The 24,169-nt window shown below is 60.8% G+C and carries 18 protein-coding genes; 11 read left to right on the top strand and 7 right to left on the bottom strand.

The features are described 5' to 3' along the window. Nucleotides 1–22: 22 nt before the first annotated feature. Nucleotides 23–1,477 carry a tRNA uracil 4-sulfurtransferase ThiI gene (thiI, locus tag B2Y33_RS05640; protein ID WP_027914071.1) on the bottom strand — a complete coding sequence of 485 codons (1,455 nt, stop codon included), beginning with the start codon at nt 1,475–1,477 and terminating at the stop codon, nt 23–25. Between the two features lie 469 nt (nt 1,478–1,946). Between thiI and glnA the strand changes: the two genes are divergently transcribed. From glnA to ntrC, 4 genes are all read left to right on the top strand, one after another. Further along, nucleotides 1,947–3,353, top strand: coding sequence for a type I glutamate--ammonia ligase (glnA, locus tag B2Y33_RS05635; RefSeq protein WP_023532915.1), 1,407 nt, complete (start codon nt 1,947–1,949; stop codon nt 3,351–3,353). A gap of 153 nt (nt 3,354–3,506) precedes the next feature. Beyond that, entirely contained in the window at nt 3,507–4,049 is a 543-nt protein-coding gene (locus B2Y33_RS05630; protein ID WP_110606977.1) for a chorismate mutase, read from the top strand. A 254-nt stretch (nt 4,050–4,303) separates the two neighbouring features. Continuing rightward, the gene (gene glnL, locus B2Y33_RS05625; protein ID WP_027914073.1) at nt 4,304–5,389 is read left to right on the top strand and encodes a nitrogen regulation protein NR(II); all 1,086 of its coding nucleotides are present in this window, start codon (nt 4,304–4,306) and stop codon (nt 5,387–5,389) included. Next, nucleotides 5,386–6,828, top strand: coding sequence for a nitrogen regulation protein NR(I) (gene ntrC / locus B2Y33_RS05620; protein WP_027914074.1), 1,443 nt, complete (start codon nt 5,386–5,388; stop codon nt 6,826–6,828). Before glnL ends, ntrC begins: the two co-directional genes overlap by 4 nt. A gap of 295 nt (nt 6,829–7,123) precedes the next feature. Here ntrC and B2Y33_RS05615 read toward each other — a convergent pair whose 3' ends face one another. Next, on the bottom strand, nt 7,124–7,561 hold the full coding sequence (locus B2Y33_RS05615; RefSeq protein ID WP_027914075.1) for a hypothetical protein: 438 nt from the start codon (nt 7,559–7,561) through the stop codon (nt 7,124–7,126). Between B2Y33_RS05615 and trmL the strand changes: the two genes are divergently transcribed. Further along, on the top strand, nt 7,560–8,021 hold the full coding sequence (trmL, locus tag B2Y33_RS05610) for a tRNA (uridine(34)/cytosine(34)/5-carboxymethylaminomethyluridine(34)-2'-O)-methyltransferase TrmL (protein WP_027914076.1): 462 nt from the start codon (nt 7,560–7,562) through the stop codon (nt 8,019–8,021). The genes B2Y33_RS05615 and trmL overlap by 2 nt on opposite strands. Before the next feature lie 106 nt (nt 8,022–8,127). Here trmL and secB read toward each other — a convergent pair whose 3' ends face one another. Genes secB through B2Y33_RS05595 form a run of 3 tightly spaced genes read right to left on the bottom strand, consistent with a single transcriptional unit; the run spans nt 8,128 to nt 9,324 of the window. Next, nucleotides 8,128–8,613, bottom strand: coding sequence for a protein-export chaperone SecB (gene secB / locus B2Y33_RS05605; protein ID WP_023532907.1), 486 nt, complete (start codon nt 8,611–8,613; stop codon nt 8,128–8,130). A 41-nt stretch (nt 8,614–8,654) separates the two neighbouring features. Further along, a complete protein-coding gene (grxC, locus tag B2Y33_RS05600; protein WP_027914077.1) occupies nt 8,655–8,909 on the bottom strand; it encodes a glutaredoxin 3 in 255 nt (84 codons plus the stop codon). Nucleotide 8,910: 1 nt separating this feature from the next. Next, nucleotides 8,911–9,324 carry a rhodanese-like domain-containing protein gene (locus tag B2Y33_RS05595; protein WP_181073863.1) on the bottom strand — a complete coding sequence of 138 codons (414 nt, stop codon included), beginning with the start codon at nt 9,322–9,324 and terminating at the stop codon, nt 8,911–8,913. Between the two features lie 208 nt (nt 9,325–9,532). Here B2Y33_RS05595 and gpmI point away from each other — a divergent pair, with 208 nt between their 5' ends. The 4 genes from gpmI to B2Y33_RS05575 all read left to right on the top strand — a co-directional run bounded on the left by gpmI (nt 9,533) and on the right by B2Y33_RS05575 (nt 14,658). Next, nucleotides 9,533–11,068, top strand: coding sequence for a 2,3-bisphosphoglycerate-independent phosphoglycerate mutase (gpmI, locus tag B2Y33_RS05590; RefSeq protein ID WP_288632780.1), 1,536 nt, complete (start codon nt 9,533–9,535; stop codon nt 11,066–11,068). Between the two features lie 120 nt (nt 11,069–11,188). Next, nucleotides 11,189–12,490 carry a murein hydrolase activator EnvC family protein gene (locus tag B2Y33_RS05585; protein WP_028687277.1) on the top strand — a complete coding sequence of 434 codons (1,302 nt, stop codon included), beginning with the start codon at nt 11,189–11,191 and terminating at the stop codon, nt 12,488–12,490. A 76-nt stretch (nt 12,491–12,566) separates the two neighbouring features. Further along, complete coding sequence (locus tag B2Y33_RS05580) at nt 12,567–13,883, top strand: S41 family peptidase (protein ID WP_023533072.1); 1,317 nt, start codon at nt 12,567–12,569, stop codon at nt 13,881–13,883. 7 nt (nt 13,884–13,890) lie between these two features. Next, entirely contained in the window at nt 13,891–14,658 is a 768-nt protein-coding gene (locus B2Y33_RS05575; RefSeq protein WP_288632779.1) for a divergent polysaccharide deacetylase family protein, read from the top strand. Nucleotides 14,659–14,786: 128 nt separating this feature from the next. On the opposite strand, the gene B2Y33_RS05570 is transcribed toward B2Y33_RS05575, so the two are convergent. Next, the gene (locus B2Y33_RS05570; protein WP_206405221.1) at nt 14,787–19,439 is read right to left on the bottom strand and encodes a dermonecrotic toxin domain-containing protein; all 4,653 of its coding nucleotides are present in this window, start codon (nt 19,437–19,439) and stop codon (nt 14,787–14,789) included. 85 nt (nt 19,440–19,524) lie between these two features. Continuing rightward, nucleotides 19,525–21,528 carry a BCCT family transporter gene (locus B2Y33_RS05565; RefSeq protein ID WP_110606980.1) on the bottom strand — a complete coding sequence of 668 codons (2,004 nt, stop codon included), beginning with the start codon at nt 21,526–21,528 and terminating at the stop codon, nt 19,525–19,527. A 475-nt stretch (nt 21,529–22,003) separates the two neighbouring features. Here B2Y33_RS05565 and betI point away from each other — a divergent pair, with 475 nt between their 5' ends. After that, nucleotides 22,004–22,657 carry a transcriptional regulator BetI gene (gene betI, locus B2Y33_RS05560; protein WP_023533018.1) on the top strand — a complete coding sequence of 218 codons (654 nt, stop codon included), beginning with the start codon at nt 22,004–22,006 and terminating at the stop codon, nt 22,655–22,657. 38 nt (nt 22,658–22,695) lie between these two features. Next, nucleotides 22,696–24,168, top strand: a complete 1,473-nt coding sequence (betB, locus tag B2Y33_RS05555) for a betaine-aldehyde dehydrogenase (RefSeq protein ID WP_023532870.1) — start codon at nt 22,696–22,698, stop codon at nt 24,166–24,168. The last annotated feature ends 1 nt before the right edge of the window (nt 24,169 follow it).

Below are 24,169 nucleotides of genomic sequence, written 5' to 3'. Positions count from 1 at the left end.
GCCGCCATACAGCCCTGGCGTCTTATGCCGGACGATAAACACGCACATTGGCATGTCCCTCACTGAGCAGGTGGTGTGCGTGCAGACGGCTCATCACACCTTTGTCGCAATACAGCAAGTACTGGCGCGTGGGGTCCAGGTGCTTGAACTTGCTGTTGATGGCATAGAACGGAAGCGCCTGGACTTCGATACCGTCGATCGCCAGAGGCTCGTCCTCCTGGGCGTCGGGGTGGCGGATATCGATGACGATCTGGCCCGGCAATGCCTCGGCCACTTCTTCGATCTCGATGTCCTTGCCCAGCTCATCGATCACATGGTCGATGGAGATGAACTTGGCGCGCTCGATGGCGCGCTCGAGTACCTGCATCTCGAACTGCTTTTCTTCGTGCTCCATGCGGTGACGCTTGGCATGGGTAGTCGGGTTCACCGAAATCACGCCGCAGTATTCGGGCATGTGCTTGGCGAAATCGGCGGTACCGATGGCGTTGGCCTGGTCGATGATGTCCTGCTTGTGGGTCGCCAGCAGAGGGCGCAGCACCAGCTTGTCGGTGGCCGAGTCGATGATCGACAGGTTCGGCAGGGTCTGACTGGATACCTGGGATATGGCTTCGCCAGTCACCAGCGCGTCGATCTCAAGGCGCTCGGCCATTCGCGCCGCGGCACGGAGCATCATGCGCTTGAGGGTGACGCCCATGTAGCTGTTGTCGACCTTGTTGAGGATCTCGCCGACCACTTCCTCGAAGGGTACGCTGATGAACAGCACGCGCTGGCTGCTGCCGTACTTCTTCCAAAGGAAGTGTGCCACTTCCATCACGCCCAGTTCGTGGGCACGTCCGCCGAGGTTGAAGAAGCAGAAGTGCGTCATCAGGCCGCGACGCATCATCTGGTAGGCGGCCACGGTAGAGTCGAACCCGCCGGACATCAGGACCAGGGTCTGCTCCAGGGCGCCCAGCGGGTAGCCGCCAATCCCTTGGTGCTGGTTGTGGATCACGAACAGGCGCTGGTTGCGGATTTCGATGCGTACCAGCACTTCCGGGTTCTTCAACGTGATGCCGGCCGCACCGCACTGCTGGCGCAGCTGGCTGCCCACGTAGCGGTCGACGTCCATCGACGTGAAGTCGTGGTGCCCACCGCGCTTGCAACGCACCGCAAAGTGCTTGCCGGCCAGCAGGTGGCCGAAGTGCTGCTTGCACTTGGCGACGATGTCGTCGAAGTCGCCCAGGGGGTACTCCTCGACCTGCAGGAAGTGGGTAATACCCGGTGTACAGGTCAGGCGCTCGACGATCTCGCGCTGAACCTTCTCGTCCTCGATGCGGGTGATTACCTCGAGGTTGTCCCAGACACCATCGACCACGAGCTCAGGATCCAGATCCTTGAGCACGTTGCGGATGTTCTTGGCGAGCTGACGGATGAAGCGCTTGCGCACCGGCCGGCTCTTGATGGTGATCTCTGGGAAGACTTTGACGATAAGTTTCATTGGTTTACAGCGCGCGCAGGGCCTGCCGAAAATGAGGGGCGCGAATTATATCGGAAATTGCTCAGGATTTGACCAACTTTTGAGCAGAAGCTTGCAGAAAAATGCAGGAAGCCAACTTCAGACACCGCGCGTCGGGGCTTGAAGGCGGTATCTGCGATCTTGGGCAGACGGCCCATTGCATCCAGTCGGCCTCATACGTCGAGTACGATCCCATTCAACGCCATTCGACCCAATGCACCTTATTGGTGCGACAATTAAAAAAATCGCATCGTAAGGGTGCACATTTCTCCCTGCAGCCCCAGCCAGATGCCCACAAACGCCCCCTTCTGTCCCGACCTCGCCATTTTCGGGCACTGGCATGCAATTTGCTCCCTTGTGAGGCAGGTAAGCTTGGCCGACTATCCGCGCCCGGCAACACCCTTTTTCCAGGGCGGCGGCCAACCGTGCCCTAGACCATCCGGAGGACAACATGTCGAAGTCGGTTCAGCTCATCAAAGATCATGACGTCAAGTGGATTGATCTGCGTTTCACGGACACCAAAGGTACTCAGCACCACGTGACCATGCCGGCGCGTGATGCGTTGGACGAAGACTTCTTCGAAGTCGGCAAGATGTTCGACGGCTCCTCCATCGCTGGCTGGAAAGGCATCGAAGCCTCCGACATGATCCTGATGCCGGTAGACGAGACTGCCGTTCTGGACCCGTTCACCGAAGAGCCGACGCTGATCATTACCTGTGACATCGTCGACCCGTCGAGCATGCAGGGCTACGACCGTGACCCACGTGCGATCGCCAAGCGCGCCGAGGAATACCTCAAGAGCACTGGCATCGGTGACACCGTGTTCGCCGGCCCGGAGCCTGAGTTCTTCATCTTCGACGAAGTGAAGTTCCAGTCGGACATCTCCGGCTCGATGTTCAAGATCTTCTCCGAGCAAGGCTCGTGGATGACCGGTGCCGATATCGAAGGCGGCAACAAAGGCCACCGCCCAGGCGTCAAAGGTGGCTACTTCCCAGTACCGCCATTCGACCACGACCACGAAATCCGTACTGCCATGTGCAACGCACTGGAAGAGATGGGCCAGCTGGTCGAAGTGCACCACCATGAAGTGGCCACTGCCGGCCAGAACGAAATCGGCGTCAAGTTCAACACCCTGGTGAAGAAGGCCGACGAAGTCCAGGCCCTCAAGTACGTCGTGCACAACGTTGCCGACGCCTACGGCCGCACCGCTACCTTCATGCCGAAGCCGCTGTACGGCGACAACGGCTCGGGTATGCATGTGCACATGTCGATCTGGAAAGACGGCAAGAACACCTTCGCAGGTGAAGGCTATGCCGGCCTGTCCGACACCGCCCTGTACTTCATCGGCGGCATCATCAAGCACGGCAAGGCCCTGAACGGCTTCACCAACCCGTCGACCAACTCGTACAAGCGTCTGGTCCCAGGTTTCGAAGCACCCGTGATGCTGGCCTACTCGGCACGCAACCGCTCGGCTTCGATCCGTATCCCTTATGTCGGCAGCCCGAAAGCCCGCCGTATCGAGGCGCGCTTCCCAGATCCATCGGCTAACCCGTACCTGGCCTTCGCGGCCTTGCTGATGGCTGGCCTGGACGGCATCCAGAACAAGATCCACCCAGGCGATGCAGCCGACAAAAACCTGTATGACCTGCCGCCTGAAGAGGCCAAGGACATCCCACAGGTGTGCGGCAGCCTGAAGGAAGCCCTGGAAGAGCTGGACAAGGGCCGTGCGTTCCTGACCAAGGGCGGCGTGTTCTCCGATGATTTCATCGACGCGTTCATCGAGCTCAAGAGCGAAGAAGAAATCAAGGTCCGTACCTTCGTCCATCCGCTGGAATACGAGCTGTACTACAGCTGCTGATCTGATCGGCGCCTGGCGCCGATGACTGGATCGAAACGGCCTCCCTTGGGAGGCCGTTTGCGTTTTGGACTTCAGGCATTTCGGAAGTTACCTACCTCGGTGCGTTGCCCATCCCTCTCAGAATCAGACCTCCACCCCTAGGAGGCACCCTGTATGCGCAATCGACTGCTTTGTCTGTTTACAGCGTTCAGCTTGACTGGCTGCACTGCTGCTGCACCGCAACACCCTGCTCTTGAGCCGTTGTTAGCTACCATTGAGCAGCGCCTGGCCATTGCGCAGGCCGTTGCCTTGCACAAGTGGGACAAAGGGCAACCCGTGCAAGCCACTGAACGCGAGCAAGAGGTCCTGATGCGCGTGCAGGTGGCTGCACCTGTGTTTGGCCTGGCCCCGCACGATACCGAAGCCTTTTTTGCCGACCAGATGGAAGCCAACAAGCTTGTGCAGTACACCCTGCTGCACCAATGGCGCTTGGCAGGACAAGCGCCGCACCACCTGCGGGCGGACCTGCAAACGGTCATTCGCCCGCAGCTGGACAGGCTCGAAAGTCAATTGCTTGAACAGCTTGCGGCATTCAGGCGTCAGGACGGGCAGGCCTGTGCGCAGCGCGTAGCTAGCGCTATTGCAAGCCGGCCAAGTGCACCGCTGATGAAGCAGGGCATGATCAGGGCAACTGGCCAGCTTTGCGATCCCTCGTAAAAGCCCTATGCTCCAAAATGGTGCAGCAATTACCTGGTTGCACCGTTATTTATTCCAAAATGAAGCACCTGAAACGTTAATGCAGCGTCTTCTGGTGCGAATCTGGGCGAAAAGTTACAGGATCCTGTTGAATCTGCCTCTTTTCGGCGCCTTGGTTTGTTTCTTGCATTTCCAGACCAACAGCAACCACTGGATGTGTCGCGCACAGCGCGGCTCCTTTGCCAGCAAGCACCGAAAGAGGTCGACGCCGCACCATGACCATCAGTGATGCACAACACCGTCTGCTTCTGGACAACCTGACCACGGCCACGCTGCTGCTCAACGCCGAGCTGCGGCTGGAATACATGAACCCGGCCGCCGAAATGCTGCTGGCCGTCAGTGGCCAGCGCAGCCACGGGCAGTTCATCAGCGAGCTGTTCACCGAGTCCACCGAAGCGTTGAGCTCGCTGCGCCAGGCCGTGGAGCAGGCACACCCCTTTACCAAGCGTGAAGCCCAGTTGACCTCGCTGACGGGGCAGACCATCACGGTGGACTATGCCGTTACACCGATCCTGCACCTGAGCCAGACCCTGCTGCTGCTGGAGGTCCACCCACGCGATCGCCTCCTGCGCATCACCAAGGAAGAAGCCCAGCTAAGCAAGCAGGAGACCACCAAGATGCTGGTGCGCGGCTTGGCCCATGAGATCAAGAACCCCTTGGGCGGCATCCGCGGTGCAGCACAATTGCTGGCGCGTCAGTTACCCGAAGAGAGCTTGCGCGATTACACCAACGTGATCATCGAGGAAGCTGACCGCCTGCGTAACCTGGTCGATCGCATGCTGGGCTCGAACAAGCTGCCGTCGCTGGCCATGACCAACATCCATGAGGTGCTGGAGCGGGTATGCAGCCTGGTGGAGGCCGAGAGCCAGGGCTGCATCACCCTGGCGCGTGACTATGACCCTAGCCTTCCGGACGTGCTGATCGACCGCGAACAGATGATCCAGGCTGTGCTCAACATCGTGCGCAACGCCATGCAGGCCATCAGCTCGCAAAATGAGCTGCGCCTGGGCCGCATCACCTTGCGCAGCCGGGCACTGCGCCAGTTCACCATCGGTCACGTGCGCCATCGCCTGGTGGCGCGCGTCGAGATCATCGACAACGGCCCCGGCATCCCTGCCGAGCTGCAGGACACCCTTTTCTATCCCATGGTCAGTGGTCGCCCGGACGGTACCGGCCTGGGCCTGGCCATTACCCAAAACATCATCAGTCAGCACCAGGGGCTGATCGAGTGTGAAAGCCACGCAGGTCACACCGCCTTCTCTATCTATCTGCCCCTGGAACAAGGAGCCACCGCCTCATGAGCCGAAGTGAAACCGTATGGATCGTCGACGATGATCGCTCCATTCGCTGGGTCCTTGAAAAAGCCCTGCAACAGGAAGGGATGACCACCCAGAGCTTCGACAGCGCCGAGGGCGTCATGGGCCGACTGGCCCGTCAGCAGCCAGACGTGATCATTTCCGACATCCGCATGCCTGGCTCCAGTGGTCTGGAGCTGTTGGCGCAGATACGCGACCAGCACCCTCGTCTGCCGGTCATCATCATGACCGCGCACTCGGACCTGGACAGCGCCGTGGCGTCGTACCAGGGCGGTGCTTTCGAGTACTTGCCCAAACCTTTCGATGTGGATGAAGCGGTTGCCCTGGTCAAGCGTGCCAACCAGCACGCCCAGGAGCAGCAAGGGTTGGAAGTGCCACAAAACCTGGCGCGAACCCCTGAAATCATCGGTGAAGCGCCGGCGATGCAGGAGGTGTTCCGCGCCATCGGCCGTCTGAGCCATTCCAACATCACCGTGCTGATCAATGGCGAGTCCGGTACGGGCAAGGAATTGGTCGCCCACGCGCTGCATCGGCACAGCCCGCGCGCAGCCGCCCCCTTCATCGCCCTGAACATGGCGGCGATCCCCAAGGACCTGATGGAGTCGGAGCTGTTTGGCCATGAAAAAGGCGCTTTCACCGGCGCGGCCAACCTGCGTCGAGGGCGCTTCGAACAAGCGGACGGCGGCACGCTGTTTCTCGATGAGATCGGCGACATGCCGGCCGATACCCAGACGCGCCTGCTGCGTGTGTTGGCCGACGGCGAGTTCTATCGCGTAGGCGGCCACATTCCGGTCAAGGTCGACGTGCGCATCATTGCTGCTACCCATCAGAACCTGGAAGCGCTGGTGCAGGCCGGAAAGTTCCGCGAGGACTTGTTCCATCGCCTGAACGTCATCCGCATTCATATCCCTCGGTTGGCGGACCGCCGTGAAGACATTCCCGCCCTTGCCCGCCACTTCCTGGCCCGGGCGGCCCAGGAGCTATCGGTAGAACCCAAGGTACTCAAGCCAGAGACCGAGGAGTTCATCCGCAACCTGCCATGGCCGGGCAACGTGCGACAGATGGAAAACACCTGCCGCTGGATCACGGTAATGGCTTCGAGCCGTGAGGTATTGATCGGCGACCTGCCACCTGAGTTGTTGAACCTGCCACAGGATGCCGCACCGGTTACCAACTGGGAGCAAGCACTGCGCCAGTGGGCGGACCAGGCACTGGCGCGCGGGCAGACCAGCCTGCTTGACAGCGCCGTTCCGAGTTTCGAGCGCATCATGATCGAGACGGCCCTCAAGCACACTGCCGGGCGGCGCCGAGATGCGGCACTGTTGCTGGGATGGGGTCGCAATACCTTGACGCGCAAGATCAAGGAACTAGGCATGAACGTAGCCGGTGGTGATGAAGAGGAAGGTGAAGACCACCAGGCGTAGACGACTGCAGAACACCTGAAAAGGGCCGCTTCGCGGCCCTTTTTCATTTAGGCGCATGGTTGCACCGTTTCTGTGCCAGACGCACCGCCCGAAGGCACAAATGGCCGCAAACACTGGCCGTTTTCCCCTTTTCACCCTGTTATAGCGGGGCTCAGAAGTTGGCACGGCACCTGCAACAGGACAGATAACATCCGTTTCGGGGGCCCTGGTACAGGCAGGCCAGGTGACCCCTCTTTTATTCGCTCACGCACACGTTTCGGGGACCTTGGTACAGGCAGGCCGGGAATCCCCTCTTTTATTCGCGCAGGTCCACCTGCACCCGCCAGCGTCCAGACACTTCTTCACTGGACCAGTGGCCCTGCAGCGTACGCGCAGCCACCACCGTCAACAGCAGGCCCTCCTGGCTGTCCTGCACCCGCCAGCTGACCGGCTTGCCACGCACGGTCAACTGCCCTCGCTGGGGGCGGCCCTTGGCCTGAAACAGCAACGCCACGGTACCTTCCACGTTCTCCCCATGCAACTTGGGTTCTGCGTTGAACCACAACACCAACCCATCTTGCGCCACGCTCACCTGCTGCAGCTCGCGCTCCACGGGCGCGGTCAGACGGCCAATCATCAAACCGATCATCACGCCCACGATTGCCAGTGAAAGCATCACCCGGGGGAAGGCTTTCGATCGCACGTCCGGTTCAGGGGTAGAATGCTCACCATCTTCATGCTTGGAGCCGTGCATGTTTCACGTCATCCTTTTTCAACCCGAAATTCCACCCAATACGGGCAACATCATTCGCCTGTGCGCCAACAGCGGATGCGCGCTGCACTTGATCGAGCCCATCAGCTTCGAACTGGACGACAAGCGCTTGCGCCGCGCAGGCCTCGATTACCACGAGTATGCCACGCTCAAGCGCCACCCGAGCTTGGCGCACTGCCTGGAAAGCCTGGGCCAGCCAAGGCTCTTCGCCTTCACGACCAAGGGTTCGCACCCTTTCCATGAAGTGGCCTACCAGCCTGGCGACGCATTTCTGTTTGGCCCCGAAAGCCGCGGCCTGCCGACGGATGTGCTGGACAGCCTGCCCGCCGAACAACGACTGCGACTGCCCATGCGCCCCGGGTGCCGGAGCCTGAACCTGTCCAACACGGTAGCTGTGACGGTATACGAAGCCTGGCGTCAGAACGGGTTTGCCGGTAGCTGACTTAGCGTCAGGCAGCCGCGCAATGCCCTACGGGGCCTGCCGGCGTGGGGCTGTACGCCAGACAAACAAAAAGCGCCCCTGAGGGCGCTTTTGGTGAAGCGGGCGATCACTGCACGGTGGGTGCTTCGCCGGCTTCCTGCATACGCTGCATTTCTTGCGCATACAGCGCGTCGAAATTGACCGGCGACAGCATCAGGGCCGGGAAAGAACCACGGGTCACCAGGCTGTCCAGGGTTTCGCGAGCATACGGGAACAGGATGTTCGGGCAGAACGCACCCAGGGTGTGGCTCATCGACTCGGCATCCAGGTTCTTGATCAGGAAGATACCCGCCTGTTGCACTTCGGCGATGAAGGCGACTTCGTCACCGTTCTTGACCGTCACCGACAGGGTCAGCACCACTTCGTGGAAGTCACCTTCCAGGGCCTTCTGCTTGGTGTTCAGGTCCAGCCCGACGCTCGGCTCCCAGGTCTGACGGAAGATCTGCGGGCTTTTCGGGGCTTCGAACGACAAGTCACGCACATAGATGCGCTGCATCGAGAACTGAGGGCTGTTGTCTTCTGCAGCAGCGCCGGTGGTCTGTTGGTCAGTCATGGCAGATCCTTATACTAATGTTTGGGAATGCAGTGCAAAAATCAGTCGGCCAGCAGTGCGTCGAGCTTACCGGCGCCCTCCAGGGCATGCAGTTCATCGCAGCCACCGACGTGGGTGCTGCCGATCCAGATCTGCGGCACGGAGGTGCGGCCGGCCTTCTGGGTCATCTCAGCGCGAACCTGCGGCTTGCCATCGACCTTGATTTCCTGGAATGCCACACCCTTGCTTTGGAGCAGGTACTTGGCACGCATGCAGTAGGGGCAGTAGTCGCTGGAATAGACGATGACAGGCTTCATATCACTTCACCAAAGGCAGGTTGTCGGCTTTCCAGCTGGAAACGCCACCGCTGAGCTTGGCAGCGTTGTAACCAGCCTTGAGCAGGTCGCGGCACACGGTGCCGGCATGTTGACCCATCGCGTCCACCACGATCAGGGTCTTGTCCTTGTGCTTTTCGAGCTCGGTCATGCGGGTGGCCAGCTTGTCCTGGGGGATGCTGAGCGCACCGACGATGTGACCGGCAGCATATTCCTTGGCCGGGCGGATATCGATCACCAGCGCTTTGTCGGCGTTGACCAGGGCGGTGAGTTGCCCATTGCTCAGGCTCTGCCCGCCACGGCGGATTTCGTTGACCAGCAAGGCCGCCAGCAGAACGACGAAGATCGCCACCAGGAGGTAGTGGTTTGTCGCGAATTGAATCAGGTTAGCAACCATCTGGGGTGTTCCACGCGATTGAAAATGCCGGCCAGTATACACACCAGCCCGGTGCCACCAAAGCCTGACCGGAGCGCCGATCAAGCGCCGTTACACATTGCCGCATGGGTGCACCGGTCGGGTTCGAGGACGATTATTCGCCCATACCCGGCGCATTTGCCCTAAAATGCGTGTCTTTATCATCTTTGAACAACCGTGAGTTTGATTGATGACGAGCACGCCCAAACCCCTGGTCCTGATCATCCTGGACGGCTTCGGTTACAGCGAAAGCCCTGAATACAATGCCATCCACGCCGCCAATACGCCGGTGTACGACCGCTTGCGGGCTACCCAGCCGCACGGCCTGATTTCCGGTTCGGGCATGGATGTCGGCCTGCCGGATGGCCAGATGGGCAACTCCGAGGTCGGCCACATGAACCTGGGCGCCGGGCGCGTCGTTTACCAGGACTTCACCCGCGTCACCAAGGCCATTCGTGACGGCGAGTTCTTCACCAACCCGGTGCTCACGGGTGCGGTCGATGCGGCGGCGGGCGCTGGCAAGGCCGTGCACATTCTCGGCCTGCTGTCCGACGGTGGCGTTCACAGCCACCAGGACCACCTCGTTGCCATGGCCGAGCTGGCTGCGCAGCGTGGTGCCGAAAAAATCTACCTGCACGCCTTCCTCGATGGCCGCGACACCCCGCCGCGCAGCGCCCAATCCTCCATCGAGCTGCTTGACGCCACCTTCGCCCGGCTGGGCAAAGGCCGCATCGCCAGCCTCATCGGCCGCTACTTCGCCATGGACCGCGACAACCGCTGGGACCGGGTGAGCGCCGCTTACAACCTGATCGTCGACAGTGACGCGCAATACACTGCCGATACTGCCCTGGCCGGCCTTGAAGCAGCCTACGCCCGCGATGAGAGCGATGAGTTCGTCAAGGCCACGCGCATCGGCGAGCCCGTCAAGGTCGAAGATGGCGATGCGGTGATCTTCATGAACTTCCGCGCCGACCGCGCCCGCGAGTTGTCGCGCGTGTTCGTCGAGCCTGACTTCAACGAGTTCCCGCGCGCGCGCCTGCCGAAAGTGGCGGCGTACATCGGCCTGACCCAATACTCGGCCAAGATCCCGGCGCCGGCCGCCTTCGCGCCGGCCAGCCTGCACAACGTACTGGGCGAATACCTGGCGAACAACGGCAAGACCCAACTGCGCATCGCCGAGACCGAAAAGTACGCGCATGTCACCTTCTTCTTCTCGGGCGGGCGCGAAGAGCCATTCGAAGGCGAAGAGCGCATCCTCATCCCATCGCCCAAGGTCGCCACCTATGACCTGCAGCCGGAAATGAGCGCGCCCGAGGTCACCGACCGTATCGTCGAAGCCATCGAGCAGCAGCGCCACGACGTGATCGTGGTGAACTACGCGAACGGTGACATGGTTGGCCATACCGGTGTGTTCGATGCGGCAGTCAAGGCCGTCGAGGCCCTGGATGGTTGCATGGGCCGCATCGTCGCGGCGCTTGAAAAGGTCGGCGGCGAAGCGCTCATCACGGCCGACCATGGCAACGTCGAGCAAATGGAAGACGAATCCACCGGCCAGGCGCACACCGCGCACACCACCGAGCCAGTACCGTTCATCTATGTAGGCAAGCGCAACCTCAAGGTCCGCGAAGGCGGCGTGCTGGCAGACGTGGCACCGACCATGCTCAAGCTGCTGGGGCTGGAGAAGCCTGCCGAGATGACAGGCACTTCCATCCTGATCGACGCCTGACGGTCATGCCACACGCCACACGAAGCACGTGCCGGTTCACGGCCCCTTCCTGTGGCGTGTAGCGTGCAGCCTGCCGCTCATTCATACTAGGCCAGTCTCCATCCCCGGTATGCCAAACCCATGCTTCGCGCCCTGATCCTTCTCGCCTTGTCTTGCCTGCTCACCCCGGCGTTCGCCGATGAGCGCGCACAGACCCAGCAGCAACTGGACGCCACCCGCCAGGACATCGCCGAACTCAAGAAAACCTTGGGCAAGCTCCAGGAAGAAAAGGCAGGTGTGCAGAAAGACCTAAAGGCCACCGAAACCGACATCGGCAACTTGGAGAAGCAGGTGGAGGCCCTGCAGCAGCAACTAAAAAAGACCGAGGGCGAACTGGAGCGCCTTGATACCGAGAAAAAAAAACTCCAGAGCGCCCGCGTTGAACAACAGCGGCTGATCGCCATTCAGGCCCGTTCGGCCTATCAGAACGGCCGTGAGGAATACCTCAAGCTGCTGCTCAACCAGCAGAACCCCGAAAAATTTGCGCGAACGCTCACCTACTACGATTACCTCAGCAAGGCACGCCTGGAGCAACTGCGCGCCTTCAATGACACCTTGCGCCAACTGGCCGGTGTGGAACGCGACATCGGCAGTCAACAAGCGCAATTGCTGGCCCAGCGCGCCGACCTCGACACCCGCCGTCAGGCGCTGGAAGTCGAACGGGGCAAGCGCCGCGAGGTGCTGGCCAAACTCAACGGCGATGTGAAAGACCGCGACCAGAAGTTGCGCGCCCGCGAGCAGGATCAGGCCGACCTCTCCAAGGTGCTCAAGACCATCGAGGAAACCCTGGCCCGCCAGGCGCGTGAAGCCGAGCAGGCTCGTCAACGCGCACTGCTGGCCCAGCAGGAAGCGGAGAAACGCCGCCAGCAAGAGGCCCTCGCCGCCGCCGCCCGTGACAAGGCACCCGAGCCGGTCGAGCCACCTCGCAAGGCCCGCGCGACCCTCGGGCCCATGGTTTCGAGCGACGGTGCCAGTTATGGCGGTGCATTTTCTGCTTCCCGCGGAAAACTTCCATGGCCAGTCAATGGTCGATTGCTGGCACGCTTCGGGGATGCCCGCGGCGGTGATTCACGCGCCAAGTGGGACGGGGTGATGATCAGTGCCAACCCCGGTACCCAGGTGCGGGCTGTCCATGGAGGCCGTGTGGTGTTCGCCGACTGGTTGCGTGGCGCCGGTCTTCTGGTCATTCTCGACCATGGCAATGGTTACCTGAGCCTGTATGGCCATAACCAGAGCCTGCTCAAGAGCGCCGGTGACGTCGTCAAGGCGGGCGAAGCCATTTCGACAGTCGGCGACAGTGGTGGCCAGGAGGCTGCCGGTCTGTATTTCGCCATCCGCCAGCAGGGCCGGCCTTCCGACCCCTCCCAGTGGTGCCGCGGCTAGTCAAACTTATGTGGCGCAGCGTGTGCTGTGCCCATGCTCCGAAGGGAGCGTCTACAGGATCAGGAGTTCGTTCGACATGCTGCACTCGCCCCGTCTTACCCAGCTGGCCCTGTCCATCGCCCTGGCGGTCGGCGCACCCCTGGCCGTTGCCGCAGAGCCGACCAAGGCGGCAGCCGTGCCGGCCACAGAGGTAACGGCCAAGGCGCCGCTGCCGCTTGAAGAGCTGCGCACTTTTGCTGAAGTCATGGACCGCATCAAGGCGGCCTATGTCGAGCCTGTCGATGACAAGACCCTGCTGGAAAACGCCATCAAGGGCATGCTCAGCAACCTTGATCCCCACTCGGCCTACCTGGGCCCTGAAGATTTCCAGGAGCTTCAGGAAAGTACCAGTGGTGAATTTGGCGGTCTGGGCATAGAAGTCGGCCAGGAAGACGGCTTCATCAAGGTCGTCTCGCCCATCGATGACACGCCGGCGTCCAAGGCAGGTGTCCAGGCGGGGGACCTGATCGTCAAGATCAACGGCGCACCGACACGTGGCCAGACCATGACCGAAGCCGTGGACAAGATGCGCGGCAAGGTGGGCGACAAGATCACCCTGACGCTGGTGCGCGACGGGGGTACGCCGTTCGATGTGACGCTGGCCCGTGCAGTCATTCAGGTCAAGAGCGTCAAGAGCCAGCTGCTTGAGAACGACTACGGCTACATCCGCATCACCCAGTTCCAGGTCAAGACCGGCGACGAAGTGGGCAAGGCCTTGGCCAAGCTGCGCAAGGACAACGGCAAGAAGCTGCGTGGCGTGATCCTGGACCTGCGCAACAACCCGGGGGGCGTGTTGCAGTCGGCGGTGGAAGTGGCTGACCATTTCCTGACCAAGGGCTTGATTGTGTACACCAAAGGGCGGATCGCCAATTCCGAGCTGCGCTTCTCGGCTGACCCCGCCGATGCCAGCGAAGGTGTGCCACTGGTGGTGTTGATCAACGGCGGCAGTGCCTCGGCCTCGGAAATCGTCGCGGGCGCCTTGCAGGACCAGAAGCGCGGCGTGCTGATGGGCACCGACAGTTTTGGCAAGGGCTCGGTCCAGACAGTGCTGCCACTGGCCAACGACCGTGCGCTGAAACTGACCACTGCCCTGTACTTCACCCCCAACGGTCGCTCCATCCAGGCCCAGGGTATCGTGCCGGACATCGAGGTCCGCCAGGCCAAGCTTACGGCCGAAGCGGACAACGACAACTTCAAGGAAGCCGACCTGCAAGGGCACCTGGGTAACGGCAATGGTGGCGCCGACCGCCCCACAGGCAGCAGCAAGCGCAAGGAGCGGCCTCAGGACAACGACTTCCAGCTGAGCCAGGCCCTGAGTCTGCTCAAGGGCCTGAACATCACCAAAGGCAGCTGAGCCACCCATGCGTTATTTGCTGTATCTGCTGATCGGGCTGGTGGCGGGCGTGGCGCACGCAGCGCCCACCGGCCAGGCGTACATGAGCATCATCATCGATGACCTGGGTCAGAGCCCCGAACGCGACAGCCGAACCCTGGCGCTGCCGGGGCCGGTGACCATGGCCATCATGCCTGACACCCCGCATGCCACCGACTTCGCCCGCCAAGCGCACAAGGCGGGTAAAACCGTCATCCTGCACATGCCCATGGACCCGGCCACCGGGCCCTATGCCTGGCACCCCGGCGTGCCGCTGGCCGAGCTTGCCAGGCGTCTTGATGCAGCCCTGGCCAAGGTGCCTTATGCCGCTGGTGTGAACAACCACATGGGCAGCCGTATGACTGCACAACGCGACGCCATGACCTGGTTGATGGGCGAGCTACAGCGACGCGACCTGTTCTTCGTCGACAGCCGCACTAGCGCCGCGACCGTGGCCGCGGCACAATCTCAGGCACAGGGTACGGCGAACGTGTCCAGGGATGTGTTTCTGGATGACGAGCGCACGCCAGAGGCAATCACGCGCCAACTGCACCAAGGCATCGCCCTGGCGCGCAAGCAGGGGTCAGCGGTGCTGATTGGCCACCCGTATCCACAAACCCTCGAAGTGCTGGAGCGCGAGCTACCCACCCTCGCGCGACAGGGTGTGAAGCTGATCAACCTGCAACAGATGATTGCCGAACGAAGCAACCTGGCCATGCCCGCCCACGGCAAGCAAGGCCGTTACAGCAATCGTTGAGCAGCGTCGCGTGCGGGCCTGCGAAGCGAGTCGAGCGCGTGCCTTCATGCCAGCGCAGGCACGTCGGTGACGTCTGGACCCTGCCCCCCGGGCGGCGAGCAGAGCACAGGCCATCACAGTCAACAGCGTTACCCGAATGGAATGATGCCCTCTACATCGCCTTTGCGTAGCTGGCCACGGTAGATGGAGAGCACTTCCTGTTTCTTCGCGGCCCGCAACACGGCTTGATGCCCAAGCCTGCGCTGCTCCCACAATTTCAGATGCCCTCGAGAAAATTCTCGATCCGGCGTGTCGACGGCGGGGTAGTGAAAGTGAGCCTCCCAGATAGGCTTGCCTGACGCCCGTTTGATCTCGTAGGTGTCCAAGTAATCGTTTGCCCCCAACGGCACCCTGCGATCGGCTTGACTAATGCTGATCTCACCCAGTCCGTGAAGGAACTTGAGCGCGTTCAAGGTAGGGGTCTTGCAGGTCAGGTAATACGTTTTGAGCAGCTCCTGACGATGGTCTTCGAGCTCGGTGATTGCATGCTCGATTCGCCCTCTCAACGCACTCTCGGCATCCGTTCGGGGCAAAAGCGCCAGATTGCTTTCGAGGTCTTTGACGTGCTGGTCGACAATCGTGGTCAATCCCAGGGGCTCATTCTTGGCGAAAAATTTCTTTGCCATCGCAACCGTGGCATCAACGCCATCGATCAGCTTCTGCGCTTGTCGGCGTAGTTCGCTTAGCCTTATGGCAGGGCCAGGCGAATGTTCGGTCGTGCCTAAGGGCTCGACCTCTTGCCACTGGCTATTCTGCCGGCGAAAGGTTCGCAACACCTTCGCATGACTGTCCACTTGCTGCACCACGGGCAGGCCTGCGTCGTCGACGCTCTCGACACCCACAACGTTACGTCCCTGCTGGGTCCTGACCATTCGACGCACACCGCCGCGCGGCGCATAGACGGGAGCGCGTGGTGCAGAGGTCTTGGTCTGCTCGACCTCACGAAGATTGGCCTGCATTTCCTCGTTGGCCAACAGCTTCAACCGGCGTAGCTCTTCCAGATACTGCTGGAGCTTATCGAGCCGGATAGCTTCAGGTTTGGCGCCGGCCAGGTATTGCGCCATGCCAATGGTCTCTTCGTACGCATCGATCACGTCATTGAGCACAGCGACTCGCTCTTCGCCAGACAGGCTACTGCCAGCCAATTCACCATGTGCACTGCCCGCACTCTTGAGTGCCTTTCCAACCAACATTTCGTTGTACTCGTTGATCTGCTTTTCAGAGGCGCCCCGGAGACGATCAACTGACAGTTCGCCAAGGTCTTCAAGCAGTCGAAACTCAAGATCAATGGCGTTCAATTGGCGCTGTTGAATGATTCTGGTCAGTTCAAGATGCTTGTTTTCGCTCTTGCCATCCTCGTCCTGGAACACAATGTCATTGTCGGCTCGGGTGCTCTCAAGTAGAGGATCAAGTTTAGCGGCCAAGGCCAGCATGTCTTTGGCCCACTGCGTCACGCGTTCGAGCGAGGCGGTCAATTGCTTGTAGCGTTGCTGCTCCTGCTCAGTGGTAGGGAGGACTGCGATTTCCTCAAGCTGTGCGTCTATGGACTCCTCATTGATCATATCCGCCAGCAAGTTGTAATACATCTCGCAGGACCTCAACAGGCCACGTCGGATAATACTGCGTTGATACGCTACCGTGGTCGAGACGAGCTGACTGGAAGGTCTTACCGATCCGCCCGACATGAGCAGAGCGTCGTGCTCGCTGTCGTGTTTGATGAGTGCGTCCAGGTCTTTGCACACATACTGGCGCTGCCTCCTTCTGACTTGGCGCAGTAGACTGATCATTTCCAGCTGCTGTGCATCGGGCGTTTCGACTCGCTCGAGTTCCTCAAGTTTTTCGGTGGTCTTATCCACTTCAGAAGCATGTCGGTCATAGGTCTCGGCCAATGTTTCGCGCGCATACGTCAAGCGCGCATCCTCTTCACGCATGCTCTCTTCGCGGCGCATGTTCTCTTCGCGCACAAGCTGAAGACGGCTCTTGGGCATACCGCCGAGCAAGCGCTGGCCCGAGTCGATACGCCACGCTCCCCCCACATACCTCAACCACGGGCCAGGCTGGCCCTGCGCATCAACGATCCGCACACCTTCGGTATCAACCGATACAGCAAAGGTGCCCATCAGCATTTTTGCGTAGCGCTGCCCATCGACCGTGTAAAGACCTGCGGCCTCCCCGCTGGAAGCGGGCGAGTGCTCTTCCAGATCGATCTGAACGCGCAACCCCAAGACCTTGCTGCGCATTTCGGCCGGCAAGGCATTGAACCCTTCCCCACCAGAGAAGGAGAAATCCATGATCGCCTGCGGCTTGGTGACCGGCCCAGGAAGGTAGACTTTGCCTTGCGTGGGCATATCGGCATCGGCCAGCACTGGGAGTGTCGACCCCGGCGCCAACGTTGAAGGGCGTATGGCATCGGGTAACTCTACCGGCTTGGCGGCAGTTTTTGGTCCGAACACATGCCCCAGGGCCATTACCAGGTTGAGCACGATATCCACAATGGCAGCCGAGCGCTCGAACGCCGTACCTTCTCGGATGGCTTTTTCGTCGGCCGCCGCGGCATTGAGCGTTTGGACCATCCAGGCTATGGCGCCGACGGGCCCTGTTACCACCATAGAAGCGACATCGAACAGCAACCAGGCACCTTGAGTGAGAATCGCCCACTGGCTTTCTGCGTTGGAAACCGAGCTGCGCTCGGCCAAATCGACCAGCAAATCGCGGTTGGCTCTGTACAGCTTGAGATCGACAGCATCCAACCAAGGCTTGGCCCAGAACTGAGCAGGCGCTACACGCCCGGGCAAGATCGAGGTATCGATGATCGAATGCCCCAGATGAGGCTCGCTGAAGCCGCCGTGGTCGTATACCGGGCGCACTTCAGGCGTGAGCCAGTCAAGGATGCTGGTCTGCAGCTCAGCATCGTCGCGCACCTGAGCCATCAAAGCGTCCGTACTGGTGAATTCCAGCACGGCCTTCCCGCCGTAGAGGGGCCTGTACAGCACAACGGTCCCTGGGGTTTGATTGACCAGGACATACATGCCATGCACCCGATCGTATTGCTCACTGTCCGGCGCACGTCGCAATGCGAACGGCATCAGTGTGCTGGCCGGTTGCGCTGCGTCCAGCCTACCGCCGCAATAATCGGAAATAGCCTGCAGGCCGATTTCGCTCAACTGTTGCGTCAATTTCGCCAGCAAGGCGCTATTGAGGAATGCGCTTCGCCATTCTCCTGCGAAGCGTTTGACCCGCTCAGGTTGGCGCTGCGCGTCGTCGAGATGGGTGACCACATACGCTGGGTAAGTAGCACCGATATCCACTCGCCAGACAAGCTGCTTGAGGTAATCAACGGTCAACCAATCCATGATCAGCTGATCTTCACGGTGGCCGATGGCGGTGATGGTCGCTTGCCCGAGCGAACTCAGGTTACCAATGGCAAACTCCGTCAACGTGATAGTGCGCTTTTCCACAACGCCGTCGCCGGCGCCTGTACCTGCCCCGCCAGGAACCCCGTAGGCAGTGCTCAATTCCAGAAGCACATCATCGGGAAAGTAATTGGCATCAACCGGATGGTCCTGCAACAGCTGCTTTCGCAATTGCTGACGGGTGTAGCTGTGAAGATCGAGAATCCCGGACAGTGCCCCTTCCCCGTCCGAGTCGGCCTGGGCCAGGGCAATTTCGAAAAAGGCGCTCTGGCAAGCGAAGCTGTCGGCTGCTGCCACCCGAAATACACCTACCGGCGCTTTCTTGAAATCGGACGGGTCGACATAACCTTCGATGAACCATTGCGCAGGATCGCTCAATGCAAAGTAGCCGTTTTCCAACTGCGTGACGTCGGTCAATGGCGCCTTGTACAGGTCGTTCACTTGCCCCAGCATGAGTTCCTGCATCATGGCCGTTTGCTGCGCAAAGGGATCCCCTTCAAGCTCATGCCGATGCCAGGCCATCTCTAGCTCGTCCACAAGGCCGGGATATTCCTGCTGCAGGGCCTGCGCGAACTCATCCAGCGTGTCGAACGCCCAGACCACGCCGGACGGTTTGCACCACAGCACTGTCTCACCCTCATCCCACTGCCCTTGCACGATAAGATCGGGCAGGAATCGGCTAACGGTGGTGTTCTGATAGGGGCGGGTCATCTCCACCATGAACACCGTCGGCCGCTCACTGGGGCTGCCCAAGAGTCCACGCAAACATGCCTGCTGCCGAGCGCTCAAGCCTTGAAGTGACAGGTTGTGCAGCAGCGCCGTCTTCAAGACCAGTTGCAGCCAGCGGTCACGGCTGACCCCCATGCTGCCGACAGCACGCCAGTACTCGACCTGCGCCGCGTTGAAGTAGCCATCCAGTAAAAGCAGCAGGTCTTCGAAGGCAGGTTGCAGAGCGAAGAGATCGATTTGATCGCCCTCTGCTGTCTCAAACGGATCTGGGATGGCGAAGAAATGTTTGCCGTCGAGCAGCAGATACTGGTTGAAATTGGCCACTGGCGCGAAGTCCAGCACCCGGTTGTGCAGCTTTGCCTTGAGGATCTCGTCCACGAGCGGAAGGGTCGATACGCTTTGCCCATCGGGGTTAGCTCTGACCAGGCTCAGCTGGTTGGCATCCTTGAGCGTGGGGCGATGGACGGCGATCAGGGGGTAGTGCTCGATCAGCAGACCCATGATCTGCCGGCTGGCTACTTGCCGTAATGTAGGCCTGCCTGAAAATTGCGCGTTGACCTGGGCTTTGAGGTCGTATGAAGCGGCTCGAGCGGTGGGCATGGTGGGCCTTCTTGAATCGGGAGACCCACCGTAGCCACGCACGTGTGGTCATCGGCCGTACATATTGCTAGGCCAGGACCAAGCGTCAGCTGTATACCCGCCCCAACACTTGCCGATGGCTCTCGAACTGGTCCAGTACATCGCGCACGATCTGTTCAGGCGCAAAGCCCATCAGGTCATACTCCTGGCTACCGTCGTGCAAATACACTTCGGCACGGTAGAAGCGTTGCCGTACCTCGGGCTCACCTTCGACCGGGGCTTCTGTCGGTGCAGCCATGTAGCCGTCGAGGCTGACTTCATAGACGAAGGGGTTACCTTCTTCCATCATCACCCGCAGGCCCATCATGTTGCGCGATTGGCCGACCCGGGTCTCGACGTCGAATCCCTGGGTTTGCAACTGAGCCGCAGCATCCTTCAGCGCAGGGCTGACCTGCTTGTCCATGAAGCGCTGCACCACAGCCTGGGTCGGTTGCAGTTCGAGCTGGGTCAGGCGCTCACTGAAGCCTCGACGGCCACGTGCGGCCAGTTCGGCCCGCTCCTGCTCCATGGTCACGTCCTGTCGCATGGCCTTGTACAAGCCGAACATGAACAGCACCAGCACCACCGAGAACGGCAGGCCTGCCAGTACCACCATGGTCTGCATGGCTTCGAAGTTGCCGGCGAACAACAGGCCGATGGTGACCAGGGTGATGATCACCGACCAGAACACCACCATCCAGTGCGGGGCGTCCTCGTCGACCTTGCCGCCTTTGCACGACAGGTTGGCCATCATGACTGCGCCGGAATCCGCTGGGGTCAGGAACAGGACGAAGCCCACGAACACGGCCACGCCGATCACGATCTTCGCGGCCGGGAAATATTCCAGCAGCTGGTAGATCGACATGGACGGCTGCTCGAGGGCGGTCTTGCCCAGTTCGACGGCGCCATGGTTGATCACCAGGTCCAAGGCTGTGTTGCCGAAAATCGACAGCCACGCCAGGGTGAAGCCCAGCGGGATCAACAGCACACCGCTGACCAGCTGGCGCACGGTACGGCCTTTGGAGATCCGGGCAATGAACATGCCCACGAACGGGCCCCAGGAAATCCACCAGGCCCAATAGAACACTGTCCACAGGCCCAACCAGCGCTCTGACTTGCCCGACTCACCCTCATACACATAAAGGTCGAAGGTTTTCAGCACGATGCCGTTGAGGTAGTCGCCCACGTTCTGCACGAAGCCGTTGAGCAGGTGCAGGGTCTGGCCGCCCAGCAGTACGAAGATCAGCAGCCCGCTGAACAGCGCGATGTTCAGGTTGGACAGGCGGCGGATGCCGTTTTCCACACCCGAGACCGCCGCCACCGTGGCAACGCCAGCCATTACCAGGATCACTACCAGCAGGTTGGTCTTGCTGTGGTCCATGCCGAACAGGTATTCGAGCCCCGATGCGACCTGCATCGAGCCGATCCCGAGGTTGGTGACCAGGCCCAGCAGGGTCACGAACATGCCGAAGATATCCACAGCGTTGCCGGCAGCGCCCTTGACCCAGCGCTCGCCTACCAGTGGATAGAGTGCCGAGCGCAGTGCCAGCGGCTGGTTGTGACGGTAGGCGAAGTACCCCACGGCCAAGCCCACCAGGGCGTAGATCGCCCAGCCGTGCAGGCCCCAGTGCAGGAACGTCAGTTGCAGGCCCTGACGCGCCGCTTCCAGGCTGGCCGGCGTGCCTTCGGGCGGATTGAAATAGTGATCCAGTGGCTCGGATGCGCCGAAGTACAACAGCGAAATACCGATGCCCGACGAGAACAGCATGCCGGCCCAGGCGCCATAGCTGAAGTCAGGCTGATCTTCCTTGCCGCCCAGCTTGAGCTTGCCGTAGTCGGAAAACGCCAGGTAGATGACGAACAGCAAGTAGCCGCAGATCACCAGCATGTAGTACCAGCCGAAACTGCGCGTCAGCCACTGCTGGGCGACGCCCAGTACGCGGCCGGCAGTTTCAGGAACAGCGATAAGCAAGGCAGTCAGAACGAGGATCATCAGCGCCGAGGTGTAGAACACCACGCGGTTGACCCGTACCCTCTCGGCGGGGGGTTTGGTTAGTGAGGCAGAACTCATTGCAAGAAGGCTCCGGGCAGAACGGCAGTGGAGGCTAATCGGTCTTCCTGAGCATTTGGTGGAATACCCCCACTGCATCAGGTGTTATAAAAGCACCCTGGGAATCGCGGTTTCGAACCGATCCGCTGCAACACATACGCCGTTACCACCGCTTCAAACTGCTGCGCAGGGTTGCACATGCGCGCATTGGTCACAGGGATATCGCCCGATCCTGAGGCATGTCGCAGGTTGTTCACGCTGCGACGGCGTCTGCGTCCTTTATCGATCGCCCCCTTACAAGCCTTGCCGGCTCTGGGTTTGCGCGATTTCCTAAGGTTTTAATCGATGCCGCTGGCGCCGCCACATGGGCTGTCAATGGCACAAATTGTCGCAGAGCTTATTCTTTATTGATTGAACGTTCAATCAAAACAAAATAGACTGGTCTTCGCCGAGTCAGACGCTTGTCGTCTGCTGGCAGACCTGAGGAGAAAGCAAGATGCCCAAGGTCGGTATGCAACCCATCCGCCGTCAGCAGTTGATCGAAGCCACGCTACAGGCGGTCGATCAGGTCGGTCTGGGGGACGCCAGCATTGCGCTCATTGCCCGTTTGGCCGGCGTGTCGAACGGCATCATCAGTCACTACTTTCGGGACAAGAACGGCCTGATCGCAGCGACGATGGGCTACATCATGAGCATGCTCAACGAAGGCGTGCGAGCGCGCCGCCAGGCGTTGACGGACGATGCGCCGCGCGCCCACCTGAAAGTGATCATCGAGGGCAACTTCGATGCCAGCCAGGTGAATGGCCCGGCGATGAAAACCTGGTTGGCTTTCTGGGCTTCCAGCATGCACCAGCCCGATCTGCACAGATTGCAACGGATCAATGACCACCGTTTGTACTCCAACCTGTGTTGCCAGTTTCGCCGCGTGCTGCCGCTTTACCATGCACGCAAGGCAGCCCGCGGGCTGGCGGCCCTGATCGACGGCCTGTGGCTGCGTGGCGCCTTGTCGGGGGATGCCTTCGACACTGACCAGGCGATACGGATCGCTTACGAATACATGGATCTACAACTGGCCAAGCAGCACACACTGGGCACCGACCCCGCTGCTGAAAAACGGCGCACGGCCTCTGCCAGCACGGCAGGAGCGTGACGCCCGGCCTACTCACACATTGCACTTGCGAGGACACTATGGCCCGTTTCGGAACGCAAAAACTCTACATCGATGGCGGTTATGTCGACGCTGGCACCGATGCCACCTTCGAAGCCATCAACCCGGCTACCGGCGAAGTGCTTGCCCACGTGCAACGCGCCACCGAAGCTGACGTCGAGAAGGCTGTCGAAAGCGCCGAGCGCGGCCAGAAAGTGTGGGCGGCCATGACCGCCATGCAGCGCTCGCGCATCCTGCGCCGCGCCGTGGACATCCTGCGCGAACGCAACGACGAGCTGGCCATGCTGGAAACCCTGGACACCGGCAAGTCCTACTCCGAAACACGCTACGTCGACATCGTCACCGGCGCCGACGTACTGGAATACTACGCAGGCCTGGTACCTGCCATCGAAGGCGAGCAGATTCCGCTGCGCGAATCGTCCTTCGTCTACACCCGCCGCGAACCGCTGGGCGTGACCGCAGGTATCGGTGCCTGGAACTACCCGATCCAGATCGCCCTGTGGAAATCCGCACCGGCCCTGGCTGCCGGCAACGCGATGATCTTCAAGCCGTCGGAAGTCACTTCGCTGACCACCCTCAAGCTGGCCGAGATCTACACCGAGGCCGGCCTGCCGGACGGCGTGTTCAACGTACTGACCGGCAGCGGCCGCGAAGTCGGTAGCTGGCTGACCGAGCACCCGCGCATCGAGAAGATCTCCTTCACCGGCGGCACCACCACCGGCAAGAAGGTCATGGCCAGCGCCTCGAGCTCCTCGCTCAAGGAAGTGACCATGGAGCTGGGCGGCAAGTCGCCGCTGATCATCTGCGCCGACGCCGACCTGGACAAGGCCGCCGACATCGCCATGATGGCCAACTTCTACAGCTCGGGCCAGGTGTGCACCAACGGTACCCGCGTGTTCATCCCAGCCGAGCACAAGGCCGCTTTTGAAGCCAAGATTCTCGAGCGCGTGGCGCGCATCCGTGCCGGCAACCCGGAAGATGAAAACACCAACTTCGGCCCGCTGGTCAGCTTCCAGCACATGGAAAGCGTGCTGGGCTACATCGCCAAGGGCAAGGAAGAAGGTGCCCGCGTACTGTGTGGCGGCGAGCGCCTGACCGAAGGCGACTTCGGCAAGGGTGCCTTCGTGGCCCCGACCGTGTTCACCGATTGCCGCGACGACATGACCATCGTCAAGGAAGAGATTTTCGGCCCGGTCATGAGCATCCTCAGCTACGAGACCGAGGAAGAAGTGATCCGCCGCGCCAACGACACCGAATACGGCCTGGCAGCCGGCGTGTGCACCAACGACCTGAACCGTGCCCACCGCATCATCCATCAGCTTGAAGCGGGCATTTGCTGGATCAACGCCTGGGGCGAGTCCGCAGCCGAAATGCCGGTGGGTGGCTACAAGCAATCGGGCGTTGGTCGCGAGAACGGCATCAGCTCGCTGGCCCAATACACCCGCATCAAGTCGGTACAGGTCGAGCTGGGCGACTACGCGTCGGTCTTCTGAC

This window comes from Pseudomonas sp. UBA5666, from assembly GCF_002420785.1.
Lineage (GTDB): Bacteria > Pseudomonadota > Gammaproteobacteria > Pseudomonadales > Pseudomonadaceae > Aquipseudomonas > Aquipseudomonas fulva.
This window is presented reverse-complemented; position numbering and strand designations above follow the sequence as displayed.